Annotated in this window: 12 protein-coding genes; 2 read left to right on the top strand and 10 right to left on the bottom strand. The window is 65.0% G+C overall.

Annotated elements, in window-relative coordinates:
- Positions 1 to 203: 2-C-methyl-D-erythritol 4-phosphate cytidylyltransferase (locus LPZ50_RS13175; RefSeq protein WP_230661934.1), on the bottom strand; the 203-nt coding region annotated here is incomplete at its 3' end.
- 29 nt (positions 204 to 232) lie between these two features.
- Here LPZ50_RS13175 and mfd point away from each other — a divergent pair.
- The gene (gene mfd / locus LPZ50_RS13170; RefSeq protein ID WP_230661933.1) at positions 233 to 3694 is read left to right on the top strand and encodes a transcription-repair coupling factor; all 3462 of its coding nucleotides are present in this window, start codon (positions 233 to 235) and stop codon (positions 3692 to 3694) included.
- A 41-nt stretch (positions 3695 to 3735) separates the two neighbouring features.
- The gene (serB, locus tag LPZ50_RS13165; protein WP_230661932.1) at positions 3736 to 4593 is read left to right on the top strand and encodes a phosphoserine phosphatase SerB; all 858 of its coding nucleotides are present in this window, start codon (positions 3736 to 3738) and stop codon (positions 4591 to 4593) included.
- A gap of 161 nt (positions 4594 to 4754) precedes the next feature.
- Here serB and LPZ50_RS13160 read toward each other — a convergent pair whose 3' ends face one another.
- The 9 genes from LPZ50_RS13160 to LPZ50_RS13120 all read right to left on the bottom strand — a co-directional run.
- Positions 4755 to 5075: a DUF2818 family protein gene (locus tag LPZ50_RS13160; RefSeq protein ID WP_230661931.1), complete on the bottom strand. Its 321-nt coding sequence runs from the start codon at positions 5073 to 5075 to the stop codon at positions 4755 to 4757.
- A gap of 13 nt (positions 5076 to 5088) precedes the next feature.
- Entirely contained in the window at positions 5089 to 6573 is a 1485-nt protein-coding gene (gene nuoN, locus LPZ50_RS13155) for an NADH-quinone oxidoreductase subunit NuoN (protein WP_230661930.1), read from the bottom strand.
- Positions 6574 to 6582: 9 nt separating this feature from the next.
- Positions 6583 to 8085, bottom strand: coding sequence for an NADH-quinone oxidoreductase subunit M (locus tag LPZ50_RS13150; protein WP_230661929.1), 1503 nt, complete (start codon positions 8083 to 8085; stop codon positions 6583 to 6585).
- Entirely contained in the window at positions 8082 to 10112 is a 2031-nt protein-coding gene (gene nuoL, locus LPZ50_RS13145) for an NADH-quinone oxidoreductase subunit L (RefSeq protein WP_230661928.1), read from the bottom strand. The genes LPZ50_RS13150 and nuoL overlap by 4 nt, the downstream gene beginning before the upstream one ends.
- Positions 10113 to 10129: 17 nt before the next feature.
- Positions 10130 to 10438, bottom strand: a complete 309-nt coding sequence (gene nuoK / locus LPZ50_RS13140; protein ID WP_012248610.1) for an NADH-quinone oxidoreductase subunit NuoK — start codon at positions 10436 to 10438, stop codon at positions 10130 to 10132.
- Positions 10435 to 11082 carry an NADH-quinone oxidoreductase subunit J gene (locus LPZ50_RS13135; RefSeq protein WP_230661927.1) on the bottom strand — a complete coding sequence of 216 codons (648 nt, stop codon included), beginning with the start codon at positions 11080 to 11082 and terminating at the stop codon, positions 10435 to 10437. Before LPZ50_RS13135 ends, nuoK begins: the two co-directional genes overlap by 4 nt.
- 17 nt (positions 11083 to 11099) lie before the next feature.
- Positions 11100 to 11588 carry an NADH-quinone oxidoreductase subunit NuoI gene (gene nuoI, locus LPZ50_RS13130; protein WP_094821462.1) on the bottom strand — a complete coding sequence of 163 codons (489 nt, stop codon included), beginning with the start codon at positions 11586 to 11588 and terminating at the stop codon, positions 11100 to 11102.
- 21 nt (positions 11589 to 11609) lie between these two features.
- Complete coding sequence (gene nuoH, locus LPZ50_RS13125) at positions 11610 to 12683, bottom strand: NADH-quinone oxidoreductase subunit NuoH (RefSeq protein ID WP_230661926.1); 1074 nt, start codon at positions 12681 to 12683, stop codon at positions 11610 to 11612.
- Between the two features lies 1 nt (position 12684).
- On the bottom strand, positions 12685 to 13438 hold a 754-nt coding region (locus LPZ50_RS13120), incomplete at its 5' end, for a molybdopterin-dependent oxidoreductase (protein WP_230661925.1).

Genomic DNA, 13438 nt, shown 5'->3' with positions numbered 1-13438 from the left:
CCGGCGGCCCGGGCATCGCCCGCCGACACCGCCACGCGCACCTGGCCGATACGAGGGTCGGCCAGCAGCGCCTGCACCGACAGGCGCAGCATAGGCTGGCCCGCCAGTTCGCGATACTGCTTGGGCAGATCGGGCGTACCGGGCCTGCCGGCCCTCTGGCCCACGCCGGCCGCGGGCACAATGGCAATCAAGGAATCAGTCATGGCCGGGAGATTTTATAATCTTCCGCCTGATGTCTGATTCTTCTCTCCTTGACGCGGTCCCCAGCGTGCCCGCCACGACCACCACGCTGTCTGCCCTGAAGCCTGGCGCCCGCTATGCGCAGCCGCGTCCGCCGGGTTCGGCCGACGCCTGGCTGCTGGCCGACCTGGCACACCAGGCGGCCCGCCCCCTGGTCGTGCTGACGGCCGCCCCGCTGGAAGCCCAGCGGCTCGCGGACGAAATTCCGCAGTTCGCGCCAGGTTTGCGCGTGCGGCAATTGCCCGACTGGGAAACCCTGCCCTACGACGCCTTCTCGCCGCACCAAGACTTGGTGTCCGAACGGCTGCACACCCTGCACGCGCTGATGCAGCACTCGGTGGATGTGCTGCTCGTGCCCGTCACCACTGCCCTGTACCGCCTGGCCCCGCCATCGTTCCTGGCGGCCTACACGTTTTCGTTCAAGCAGAAAGACCGCCTGGACGAAGCCGCCCTGCGGGCGCAGTTGACGCTGGCCAACTACACCCACGTTACCCAGGTGACGGCGCCCGGCGAATTCTGCCTACGCGGCGGGCTGATCGATTTGTTCCCCATGGGGTCGGCGGTGCCGTACCGCCTGGACCTGTTCGACGACGAAATCGAATCCATCCGCAGTTTCGACGTGGACACGCAGCGCAGCCTGTACCCGGTGCGCGAAGTGCAACTGCTGCCCGGCCGCGAATTCCCCATGGACGAAGCGGCGCGCAACCGCTTCCGGGCGCGCTTCCGCGAAGAATTCGAAGGCGACCCGTCCCGCGCCCTGCCATACAAGGACATCGGCAACGGCATTGCCTTCGCCGGCATCGAATACTATTTGCCGCTGTTCTTCGATGAAACGGCCACGCTGTTCGACTACCTGCCGGCCGACGCCATTGCCGTCACCCTTGGCGACATCGACGATGCGGTGCAGCGCTTCAGCCAGGACACCGCAAGCCGCTATAGCTTTCTTAAAAGCGACCGCGAACGGCCGGTGCTGCCGCCGCAGGCGCTGTTCCTCGACGTCGAGGCGCTGCATGCGCGCTTCAAGGCCTTTCCCCGCCTGGTCCTGAACGACGGCGGCAGCCATCCTGATTTCACGGCCATCCCCGATGTCAGTGTCAGCCGGCGCGCCGAAGACCCCATCGCCCGCCTGCGCGCCCTGCTGGCCCGTGGCGAATCGCGCGTGCTGCTGTGCGCCGACTCGGCCGGCCGCCGCGAGACCCTGGCGCAAATGCTGGCCGAGTTCGGCTTGCCCGTGCAGGCGCAGCCGGAGTCCGTACAGGCATTCCTGGCGTCGCAGGCCGGCTTTGCGCTGGCCGCCGCGCCGCTGTCGACGGGGTTCGGCATTCCGTCGGCGCGTCTTACCTTCCTGACCGAAAACGACCTGTATCCGGGCCATGCCGGCGCCGGGCGCCGTGGCCGGCGCGACCAGGAACGCGCCAGCAACGTCGAAGCCATGGTGCGCGACCTGTCCGAGCTGCGCGCCGGCGATCCGGTGGTACACGCCCAGCATGGCATCGGGCGCTATCACGGCCTGGTCAACATGGACATGGGCGAAGGCGAGATGGAATTCCTGCATCTCGAGTACGCCAGCGGCAGCACACTGTACGTGCCGGTTTCGCAGCTGCACGTCATTGCCCGCTATAGCGGCGCCGATCCCGAAGCCGCCCCGCTGCACCAGTTGGGCACCGGCCAATGGGACAAGGCGCGCCGCAAAGCGGCCAAACAGGTCCGCGACACCGCCGCCGAGCTGCTGGCGCTGTATGCGCAGCGCGCCGCGCGCGAAGGCTACACCTTCAACCTGCCGCTCAACGACTACGAAGCTTTCGCCGAGGGCTTCGGCTTCGAAGAAACCGTGGACCAGGCCGCCGCCATCCAGGCCGTCATCGGCGACATGACCTCGGGCCGCCCCATGGACCGCCTGGTCTGCGGCGACGTGGGTTTCGGCAAGACTGAAGTCGCGCTGCGCGCGGCCTTCCTGGCGGTAGCCAACGGCAAGCAGGTGGCGTTGCTGTGCCCCACCACTCTGCTGGCCGAGCAGCACGCGCAAACCTTCGCCGACCGCTTCGCCGACTGGCCGGTACGCGTGGTGGAACTGTCGCGGTTCCGTTCGTCAAAAGAAGTGGCCGACGCGGTGCAGGGCATCAACGACGGGCGCGTCGATATCGTCATCGGCACGCACAAGATCCTGTCCAAAGACGTGCGCTTCAAGCGCCTGGGCCTGGTCATCATCGACGAAGAACACCGTTTCGGCGTACGCCAGAAAGAAGCGTTGAAAGCCCTGCGCGCCGAAGTCGACGTGCTGACACTGACCGCCACGCCCATTCCCCGCACGCTGGGCATGTCGCTGGAAGGCATACGCGATTTCTCCGTCATCGCCACCGCGCCGCAGAAGCGGCTGGCCATCAAGACCTTCGTGCGCCGCGAAGACGGCAGCACCATCCGCGAGGCGCTGCTGCGCGAACTCAAGCGGGGCGGCCAGGCCTACTTCCTGCACAACGAAGTCGAAACCATCCACAACCGCCGGGCCCGCCTGGAAGAACTGGTTCCCGAGGCGCGCATCGCCGTGGCCCACGGACAGATGCCCGAGCGCGAGCTGGAACAAGTGATGAAGGGTTTTTATCAGCAGCGCTATAACGTGCTGCTTTGCACCACCATTATCGAGACCGGCATCGACGTGCCCACGGCCAACACCATCGTCATCCACCGCGCCGACCGCTTCGGCCTGGCTCAGCTGCACCAACTGCGCGGCCGCGTTGGCCGTTCGCACCACCAGGCCTATGCGTACCTGCTGACGCCGGGCGAAGACGCCATCACCGCCAACGCCAAGAAACGCCTGGAGGCCATCCAGGCCATGGAAGAGCTGGGCTCGGGCTTTTACCTGGCCATGCACGACCTGGAAATCCGCGGCACAGGCGAAGTGCTGGGCGAATCCCAATCGGGCAATATCCAGGAAATCGGCTTCTCGATGTACAACGAGATGCTCAACGAGGCCGTGCGCGCCCTGAAGTCAGGAGAAGAGCCCGACCTGGATGCCCCGTTCAACCTGGCCTGCGAGGTCAATCTGCACGCGTCCGCCCTGCTGCCGGCCGACTATTGCCCCGACGTGCATGCGCGCCTGGCGATCTACAAGCGCCTGTCGCACGCCGAGAACGAAGACGACCTGATCCGCATCCAGGAAGAACTGATAGACCGCTTCGGCAAGCTGCCGGAAGCCGCCCAGACCCTGCTGACCACGCACCGGCTGCGGCTGGCCGCGCAACCCCTGGGCATCGTGAAGATCGATGCCAGCGACACCCAGGCATTGCTGCAGTTCGGTGCCAAGGCCGCCGTCGACCCGGTACGCATCATCGAGCTGGTGCAGAAGCAGCGCCACATCAAGCTGGCCGGGCAAGACAAGCTGCGCATCGAATACAAGGATGCCCCGGTGGCTGCCCGCGCCGACGCCATACGCGCCGTACTCCGGTCGCTGAAGTAATATTCAGCCGCCCTTCCCTTTTATGCATTCGAGCATCGCCCATGCCCACGCACCATCTCGTCATCCAATCGCCGGCGCTGGCCGCCGCCCAGATCGAACAAGCGGCCGCGCTGGCCCAGGCCCAGGGCGTCGTGCACATCAGCGCCACGGCGGCGCGCCTGCTCGACGTCGGCCACGATGACCCCTTGCGCGCGCAGGTCACCGCCTGGGGCGAGCAGCACGGGGTGGACACCGCCTTTGTGCCAGCCGGGGCGCGGCTGTCGCACTGCAAAGTGCTGGCCATGGACATGGATTCCACGCTGATCAACATCGAGTGCATCGACGAGATCGCCGGCGTGGCGGGGGTAAAACCCAAGGTGGCCGAAATTACCGAAGCCGCCATGCGCGGCGAGATCCAGGATTTCGCCGAAAGCCTGCGCCGCCGCGTGGCGCTGCTGGCCGGTACGCCAGCCGCGGCGCTGGAACAGGTGTATGCCGACAAGCTGCGCCTGAACCCGGGCGCAGAACAACTAGTTTCCACCGCCCAGGCCGCCGGCCTGAAAGTGCTGCTGGTGTCGGGCGGCTTTACCTTCTTTACCGAACGGCTGCGCGCCCGCCTGAAGCTGGATGCCGCCTATGCCAACACGCTGGAAATCGTCGACGGTGTGCTCACCGGCAAGGTGCTGGGCGACATCCTGGACGCCGACGCCAAGCTGGCCCACTTGCGCGCCTTCGGGCAGGCCCATGGCGCCATGCCAGACCAGGTCATTGCCCTGGGCGACGGCGCCAACGACCTGAAAATGCTGGGCGCCGCCCGCTATGCCGTGGCCTACCGCGCCAAACCCATCGTGCGCCAGCAAACGCCCTACGCCTTGAACGTCGCCGGCCTGGACGGCGTGCTGAACTGGTTCGAGAGCTAAGGCCATTATCGGCAAAGCCTTGCTTGAGATGAAAGGGGCGCTTTGCGGGATACGGCCGGGTGGCTGGCTCCGAAGGTGCCAGACACCGTTGTGTGCCACGACCGTCTCAGCAAGACGGTGTCAGGCACCCTGACGGGAGCCAGGCACCTCTTCCGGCGTCACTACCGCAATGAAGGGTGCCGCTTGAACAAATACCGGTACACAAATCCCGGATACCCCAGCACCAGGTACAGGCTCAGGGTGATGGCGTAGAACTCCCAGCCTTGCGCAAAGGAATTGCCCAGGGCCGCTTCAAACGCGAACCCCAGGGCCAGCACCAGCGCGTAGTAGCCCAGCAGTTCCAGCATGCGCAGCCAGAACGGCTTGACCGCGGCATTGCGCTTCCAGGGCAACACCAGCAGCAGGCGTTCTGTCAGGAACGGCAGGTTCGCGCTGACCAGGGCCAGCGCGATCAAGAGCCAGACGGCGACAGTCTGGTTCATGCCTGCCCCGGCCTTACAGGCCCAGCGAGGTCTGGATGGCGTGCACGCACAGCGCCATCAGGCCGCCCGGGAGGATGCCCAGGATGAGGATCAGCGCGCCATTGACCGACAGCACGCCGCGCTGGCCGCAAGTGGCCGTGACGGGGCCGACGTCGGCCGCCGGTTCGTCGAAATACACCACCTTCACGACGCGCAGGTAGTAGAAGGCGCCGATCAGCGAGAACAGCACCGCCACCACGGCCAGGCTCAGATGGCCGGCCTCGACCAGCACCTGCAGCACCGCCAGCTTCGCGTAGAAGCCCACCATGGGCGGGATGCCCGTCAACGAGAACATCAGCAGCAGCAGGATGGCCGCATGCCAGGGGTTGCGGCGGTTCAGGCCTTTCAGGTCGTCGATCTGCTCGCACTCGAAACCCTGGCGCGACAGCAGCAGCACCATGCCGAAAGTGCCCAGCGTGGTCAGCACGTAGACCAGCATGTAGAACAGCGCCGCGCCGTAGGCCTGGGCCGACGAGCCCGGATTGCCTTCCACGGCGCCGGACATCAGGCCCAGCAGCACGAAGCCCACATGCGAAATCGTGGAGTAGGCCAGCATGCGCTTGAAATTGGTTTGCGCAATGGCGGTCAGGTTGCCGATGGCCAGCGACAGCACGGCCAGGATCATCAACATGGGCTGCCAGTCGGCGGCCAGCCCGTGCAGGCCTTCCACCAGCAGGCGCAGCGCGATGGCAAACGAGGCCAGCTTGGGCGCGGCGCCCAGGATAAGGGTGACAGCGGTGGGCGAACCCTGGTAGACATCGGGCACCCACATGTGGAACGGCACAGCACCCAGCTTGAACGCCAGGCCCGCCACCAGGAACACCACGCCGAACACCAACGCCATGTTTTCCTGCCGGCCTGCCTGCACCACTTTGGCGATTTCGGCGATATCCAGCTGGCCGGTGGCGCCGTACACCATGGACATGCCGTACAGCAGGAAACCCGAGGCCAGGGCGCCCAGCACGAAGTACTTCATGGCCGCCTCGGTGGCCACCACGTCGTCGCGGCGCAGCGCGATCAGGGCGTACAGCGCCAACGACATCAGTTCCAGGCCCAGGTAGACGCTGATCAGGTTGCCCGCCGAAATCATCACCATCTGGCCCAGCAGGGCCAGCAGGGCCAGCACGTACAGTTCGCCGCCGCGCAGCATGTCGCGGGCCTGTGCGTACAGCCGGCCATATACCAGCGTGGCCGCCACGGCCAGGTACGAAGCCACCTTGAGCAGGTGCGACAGGTTGTCGGCCACGTACAGTCCATGGAACGTGCGCCCGACGGTGCCGTTGTTCCATTGCACCAGCGACACGACGGTAAGCACGCCCAGCGCCAGCAGGCTCAGGATGAAGGTAGGCTTGCGCTCGGGATGCGAGCTGCAGGCGTCGATCAGCAGGATGCCGAGGCTGAACACCAGCAGCAGGATCTCGGGCGCGGCCAGGGCGAAATCGATGTTGGATTGCATCATGACTCAGTCTTACAGTTTCGAGACGGCTACGTGTTGCAGCAGGGCCTGGACCGAAACGTGCATGACGTCGGTAAAGGGCTTGGGATAAATACCCATGTACAGCACGGCAATGGCCATCACGCCTAGGATGAGGAATTCGCGGCGGTTGATGTCGGTAAGCTCGCGCACGTGGTCGTTGGCGATATCGCCGAACGCCACGCGCTTGACCATCCACAGCGAGTACGCGGCGCCCAGGATCAAGGCTGTCGCGGCCAGCAGGCCCACCCAGAAATTGTGTTCCACCGCGCCCATGATGACCATGAACTCGCCCACGAAGCCGCTGGTGGCCGGCAGGCCGCTGTTGGCCATGGAGAACAGCACGAAGAACGTAACGAAGCGCGGCATGACGTTGATGACGCCGCCATAGTCGGCGATGCGCCGCGAGTGCATGCGGTCGTACAGCACGCCTATGCACAGGAACATGGCGCCCGACACGAAACCGTGCGAGATCATCTGCACGATGGCGCCTTCGACGCCGGCCGTGTTGAAGATGAAGAAGCCCAGGGTGACGAAGCCCATGTGCGCCACCGACGAATACGCCACCAGCTTTTTCATGTCGTCTTGCACGATGGCGACCAGGCCAATGTAGATGACGGCGATAAGCGACAGCGTGATCATCATGCCGGCCAGGCTGTGGGCGGCATCGGGCGTGATGGGCAGCGAGAAGCGCAGGAACCCGTAGGCGCCCAGCTTCAGCATGATGGCGGCCAGCACCACCGACCCTCCGGTGGGGGCTTCGACGTGGGCGTCCGGCAGCCAGGTATGCACCGGCCACATCGGCACCTTTACCGCGAAAGCGGCCAGCAGCGCCAGGAAGATCAGGATCTGCGGGGTGTAGCCCAGCTTCACGTCATGCCAGGTCAGGATGTCGAACGAACCGCCCGACACATTCCACAGATAGACGAAGGCCACCAGCGTCAGCAGCGAGCCCAGCAGGGTGTACAGGAAGAACTTGAACGCCGCGTACACACGGTTCGGCCCGCCCCACACGCCCACGATGATGTACATGGGGATCAGCGTGGCTTCGAAGAACACGTAGAACAGCAGGCCGTCCAGTGCCGCGAACACGCCCACCATCAGGCCGGACAGGATCAGGAAGGCAGCCATGTACTGCGCCACGCGGCTGGTGATGACTTCCCAGCCCGCCACCACCACGATGATGGTGATGAAGGCGGTCAGCAGCACGAACCACAGCGAAATGCCGTCGATGCCCAGGTGGTAGTTGACGTTGAAGGCCTCGATCCAGGAAGCCTTCTCGACGAACTGCATGGCGGCCGTCGAGGAATCGAAGCCGGTGTAAAGCGGGATGGTGACCAGGAAACCGGCCAGGGAACCCACCAGCGACAGGCCACGGGTCAGCCCGAGACGGTCATCGCGTCCCAGGGCCAGCACCAGCAGGCCGAATACGATCGGCACGAAGATCGCAAGCGTAAGCCAGGGAAAAGTGTTGGATGCCATGTCGCTTGCCGTCATTGGGGAATCAGCACAAAGAAAGTAATCAGCGCCATGATGCCGATGATCATCGCGAACGCGTAGTGATAGATGTAGCCGGACTGCAGGTGGCGGCTTACCGCGGCCACCCAGCCCACCACGCGGGCGCTGCCGTTGACCAGCAGGCCGTCGATCAGGCCGCGATCGCCGCGTTGCCACAGGCCGTGGCCCAGGCAGCGCATGCCGCGCGCGATGACCTGCTCATTGACCCAGTCGACGTAGTACTTGTTCTCGAGCAGGTTGTACACGCCGGACAGGCTGGACTTGATGGCGGCCGGTACTTTGGGATTGATCAGGTAGCAGTACCAGGCAACGACGGCGCCCGCCACCACCAGCCAGAACGGCAGCGTCTGGAAGGCGTGCAGGCCGTAGGCCACCCAGCCGTGCCAGTGCTCGGCCAGGTCGGACATGGCCGGATGCTGCGGCAGGACGGCGATGACGCCTTCGAAAAAGCCGCCGAACAACATCGGGTCGACCACCCAGGCGCCGATCACGACGGACGGAATGGCCAGCAACAGCAGCGGCAGTGTCACTACCCACGGGGATTCGTGCGGGGTGCCGCCATGGTGGCCGTGATCGTCATGGCCGTGGGCATCGTGCGCGTGGCCGTCATGACCATGGCCGTGGCCGCTGGTGTCGAAACGCTCTTTGCCATGGAAGACCAGGAAGTACACGCGGAACGAGTACAGCGAGGTGACGAACACGCCGATCAGGGTGGCGTAGTAGGCAAAGCTGGCGCCCCACACTTCGGCCGCGCCGGCGGCCTCGATGATGTGTTCCTTCGAGTAAAAGCCCGAGAAGAACGGCGTGCCCACCAGGGCCAGCGTGCCCAGCAGGAAGGTGATCCAGGTAATGGGCATGTACTTGCGCAGGCCGCCCATGTTGCGGATGTCCTGGTCGTGGTGCATGCCGATGATGACCGAGCCGGCGCCCAGGAACAGCAGCGCCTTGAAGAAGGCGTGGGTCATCAGGTGGAAAATGGCCACCGAATAGGCCGACGCGCCCAGCGCCACCGTCATGTAGCCCAGCTGCGACAGCGTGGAATACGCCACCACGCGCTTGATGTCGTTCTGGATGATGCCCAGGATGCCCAGGAACAGCGCGCCGATGGCGCCGATCACGATGACGAAGGACAGCGCGGTGTCGGACAGCTCGAACAGCGGCGAAAAACGCGCCACCATGAAAATGCCGGCGGTCACCATGGTGGCCGCGTGGATCAGCGCCGAGATCGGCGTGGGGCCTTCCATGGAATCGGGCAGCCAGGCATGCAGCGGCACTTGCGCCGACTTGCCCATGGCGCCGATGAACAGGCAGATGCAAGCCACGGTAAGCAGCATCCAGTCGGTGCCCGGCAGGGTTTCTCCGGCCAGCTTGTCGGCCTGCGAGAACAGGTCGCCATAGTGCATGGTGCCTGCATAGGCGAACAGCAGGCCGATGCCCAGCACGAAGCCGAAGTCGCCGACCCGGTTGATCAGGAACGCCTTCATATTGGCGAAGATGGCCGTGGGGCGCGTGTACCAGAAGCCGATCAGCAGGTACGACACCAGGCCCACTGCTTCCCAGCCGAAGAACAGCTGGACCATGTTGTTGGACATGACCAGCATCAACATCGAGAACGTGAACAGCGAGATGTACGCGAAAAAGCGCTGGTAGCCGGGATCGTCGGCCATGTAGCCGATGGTGTAGATGTGCACCATCAGCGACACCGAGGTAACCACCACCATCATCATGGCCGACAGCGGATCGATGAGGAAGCCGATTTCCAGCCTGGTCTGGCCGATGAGGCTCCAGGTGTAGACGGTGCCGTCGTAGGTGTGGCCATTGAGCACATCGCCCAGCACGATGACCGAGCCGATCGCGGAGATCAGCACGCCCAGGATGGTGATGACATGGGACCCGCGGCGGCCGATGGGCCGCCCCAGGAACCCGGTGCCGAACAGCCCGGCAAGAATCGCGCCGGCCAGCGGTGCCAGCGCGATCAGCAAGTACAGGTTGGGTGAGCTAGACATTTTCTTCCAATACCCCGTCAGCCCTTCAGGCGATCGAGTTCGTCAACGTTGATCGTGTTCAGGTTGCGGAACAACAGCACCAGAATGGCCAGCCCGATGGCGGCCTCGGCGGCGGCCACGGTCAGGATGAAGAACACGAACACCTGGCCGGCGGTGTCGCCGAACCAGCTGGAAAACGCCACGAAGTTCATGTTGACGGCCAGGAGCACCAGCTCGATGGACATCAGCAGAATGATCAGGTTGCGGCGGTTCAGGAAGATGCCGAAGATGCCGATGGCGAACAGAATTGCGCCCAGCACCAGATAGTGCGCCAGCGTCAGCGTCATTGTTTTTCTCCTTGGGCGTCGTCGGACGGTGCCGCGACGCGGCCCTGGGCGCGGTCGCTCTGGGCCGGCATGCTGACCAGGCGGAAGCGGTCTTTGGCGCGCACGCGCACCGCGGCGGCCGGGTCGTTGTACTTGGCGTCGCGGCGGCGGCGCAGGGTCAGCGCGATGGCGGCGATCATGCCCACCAGCAGCAGCGCGGCCCCCACTTCCACGGCGTACACGTATTCGGTGTACATGACCTCGCCCAGCACGCGGGTGTTGTTGTAGTCGCCGGCCACCGGGGCTTGCGGGCCCGCGCCGTACCAGGTGGCGCCCAGCACGAACGACATCTCGATGACCAGCACCGCGCCGATGATCAGGCCCAGCGGCAGGTAGGTCTTGAGCCCGCGCCGCAGGGAATCGATGCGGATGTCCAGCATCATGACAACGAACAGGAACAGCACCATGACGGCGCCCACGTACACCAGCACCAGCAGCAATGCCAGGAATTCGGCGCCCAGCAGCATCCACAGCATGGCGGCGTTGGCGAATGCCAGGATCAGGTGCAAGACAGCGGTAACCGGACTGCGCGCCGTAATGACGCGGAACGCCGCGATCACCAGCACGGCAGCCAGTATGTAGAACAGGACAGTGGTAAATGTCATTGGTCAGACCTTAGGCGTCAACGGTATGGCGCGTCTTCGGCCCGGCGGCGGGCGATTTCGGCTTCGTAGCGGTCGCCCACGGCGAGCAGCATGTCTTTGGTGAAGTAGAGGTCGCCGCGCTTTTCGCCGTGGTATTCGTGGATGTGGGTTTCCACGATGGAGTCCACGGGGCAGCTTTCTTCACAGAAGCCGCAGAAAATGCACTTGGTCAGGTCGATGTCGTAGCGCGTGGTGCGGCGGGTGCCGTCATCGCGCACATCCGATTCGATGGTGATGGCCAGCGCCGGGCAGACGGCTTCGCACAGCTTGCAGGCGATGCAGCGCTCTTCCCCGTTGGGGTAGCGGCGCAGCGCATGCAACCCGCGGAAGCGCGCCGACGTGGGCGTCTTTTCCATGGGGTAGCGCAAGGTGACCTTGCGCTTGAAGAAGTATTTGCCCGTCAGGCGCATGCCCTTGAGCAGTTCGGCCAGCATCAGGCTGCCGAAGAAATCTTTGATCGCTTCCATATCCTGCCTCAGCTTGGCGTATTAACGCCAAATGTTCCAGGGCGTCTGCATCCAGATCGCCACCACGACCAGCCAGACGCCGGTCAGCGGGATGAAAATTTTCCAGCCCAAACGCATGATCTGGTCGTAGCGGTAGCGCGGGAACGACGCGCGGAACCACACGAACAGCGAGACCACGAAGAATGTCTTGATGCCCAGCCAGATCCAGCCCGGGATCCAGGTCAGGGGCGCGATGTCGATCGGGGACGTCCAGCCGCCCAGGAACATGACCGCGGCCATGCAGGACAGCAGGATCATGTTGGCGTATTCGCCCAGGAAGAACAGCGCGAACGCCATGCCCGAGTATTCGACCATGTGGCCGGCCACGATTTCGGATTCGCCTTCCACCACGTCGAAGGGATGGCGGTTGGTTTCCGCCACGGCCGAGATGACATAGATGACGAACAGCGGCAGCAGCGGCAGCCAGTTCCAGGACAGGAACGTCAGGCCGCGCTCGGCGAACCAGCCGCGGGTCTGGCCCAGCACGATTTCGGACATGTTCAGGCTGCCCGACACCAGCAGCACCGTGACCAGCACGAAGCCGATGGCCAGTTCGTACGACACCATTTGCGCCGAGGCGCGCAGCGCGCCCAGGAAGGCGTACTTGGAGTTCGACGCCCAGCCCGCCACGATGACGCCGTACACCCCGATGGAGGTAATGGCCATGACGTACAGCAGGCCGGCGTTGACGTTGGCCAGCACCACGTCGGGGCCGAACGGCACCACGGCCCAGGCCGCCAGGGCAGGCATCAGGGTAACCACCGGGGCAACCACGAACAGGACCTTGTTGGCCTGCGTGGGCACCACGACTTCCTTGGTCAGCAACTTGAACACGTCGGCGAACGGTTGCAGCAGGCCGCGGAAACCGACCCGGGTCGGCCCCAGCCGCACGTGCATCCAGCCGATCATCTTGCGTTCCCAGTACGTGAGATAGGCCACGCACAGGATGATGGGTACCGCAATGACGACGATCTTGACGAGGGTCCAGACTACCAGCCAGGCCGTGGGGCCCAGCAAGGCCTGACCGTGGCTTTCAAGAACATTGAGCCATTCCATGTCAGGCACGCTCCACACTGATTTCACCGAATGCGCCACCCAGGGCGGCGGTTTGCTCGAACGCTGACGAGATGCGCACGGCGCGGTCGGCCACGGCATCGTCCTGCACGGTTTCGAGTTCGACCGAGCCCGCCGGGCCGGCGACGCGCACCTTCACGCCCGCGGCCAGGCCCAGCCCGGACAGCGTGGCGCCATTCATGCGCGCAGTGGGCGCCTGCGAAGCGGGCGCTTCCTGCAGCGGCTCGGAACGGCGCACCATGGCATCGCTGCGGTAGATGGGCACATCGGCCACGCGCTCCAGGCCCGAACCGGCCTGGCCCAGGCCGCGGGGAGCCTTGATGTCGTTGGACAGGCGGGCTTCGACCCCGCCGGCCAGCACCGCATCGCGCACCGATTCGGAGGTTTCGTCTTCGAAGCCCGGCAACTGCAGCACATTGCCCAGCACGCGCAGCACCTTCCAGCCCGGCCGGGTCTGGCCCAGCGGGGCCACGGTGCCCTTGAAGCTTTGCGGCAGGCCCTGGGCATTGACGAACGTGCCCGAGGTTTCGGTGAACGGCGACACCGGCAGCATGACGTCGGCCCAGTCTTGCGCGGCGGACGCGTAGGGGGTGAGGGCCACCGCGAACTCGGCGCCACGCAGCGCGGCAACCGCCTGCGGGCCGTTGTCGGCGTCCAGCGAGGGTTCGGCATGCAGCACGATGTAGGCCTTGAGGGGCTCGGCCAGCATGGCGGCGGCGGCCTTGCCGCCCTGCCCC

Origin of the sequence: Bordetella petrii (genome assembly GCF_020991325.1) — a bacterium.
In the GTDB taxonomy this organism is placed as follows: domain Bacteria; phylum Pseudomonadota; class Gammaproteobacteria; order Burkholderiales; family Burkholderiaceae_B; genus Bordetella_A; species Bordetella_A petrii_E.
The sequence above is the reverse complement of the archived record's forward strand: the minus strand, read 5'-3'. Positions and strand labels throughout refer to the sequence as shown.

Excerpts from the sequence above, each read along its gene's own strand:
- mfd (WP_230661933.1), top strand. The coding sequence starts at position 233 with ATGTCTGATTCTTCTCTCCTTGACGCGGTCCCCAGCGTGCCCGCCACG.
- serB (WP_230661932.1), top strand. The coding sequence starts at position 3,736 with ATGCCCACGCACCATCTCGTCATCCAATCGCCGGCGCTGGCCGCCGCC.
- LPZ50_RS13160 (WP_230661931.1), bottom strand. The coding sequence starts at position 5,075 with ATGAACCAGACTGTCGCCGTCTGGCTCTTGATCGCGCTGGCCCTGGTC.
- nuoN (WP_230661930.1), bottom strand. The coding sequence starts at position 6,573 with ATGATGCAATCCAACATCGATTTCGCCCTGGCCGCGCCCGAGATCCTG.
- LPZ50_RS13150 (WP_230661929.1), bottom strand. The coding sequence starts at position 8,085 with ATGACGGCAAGCGACATGGCATCCAACACTTTTCCCTGGCTTACGCTT.
- nuoL (WP_230661928.1), bottom strand. The coding sequence starts at position 10,112 with ATGTCTAGCTCACCCAACCTGTACTTGCTGATCGCGCTGGCACCGCTG.
- nuoK (WP_012248610.1), bottom strand. The coding sequence starts at position 10,438 with ATGACGCTGACGCTGGCGCACTATCTGGTGCTGGGCGCAATTCTGTTC.
- LPZ50_RS13135 (WP_230661927.1), bottom strand. The coding sequence starts at position 11,082 with ATGACATTTACCACTGTCCTGTTCTACATACTGGCTGCCGTGCTGGTG.
- nuoI (WP_094821462.1), bottom strand. The coding sequence starts at position 11,588 with ATGGAAGCGATCAAAGATTTCTTCGGCAGCCTGATGCTGGCCGAACTG.
- nuoH (WP_230661926.1), bottom strand. The coding sequence starts at position 12,683 with ATGGAATGGCTCAATGTTCTTGAAAGCCACGGTCAGGCCTTGCTGGGC.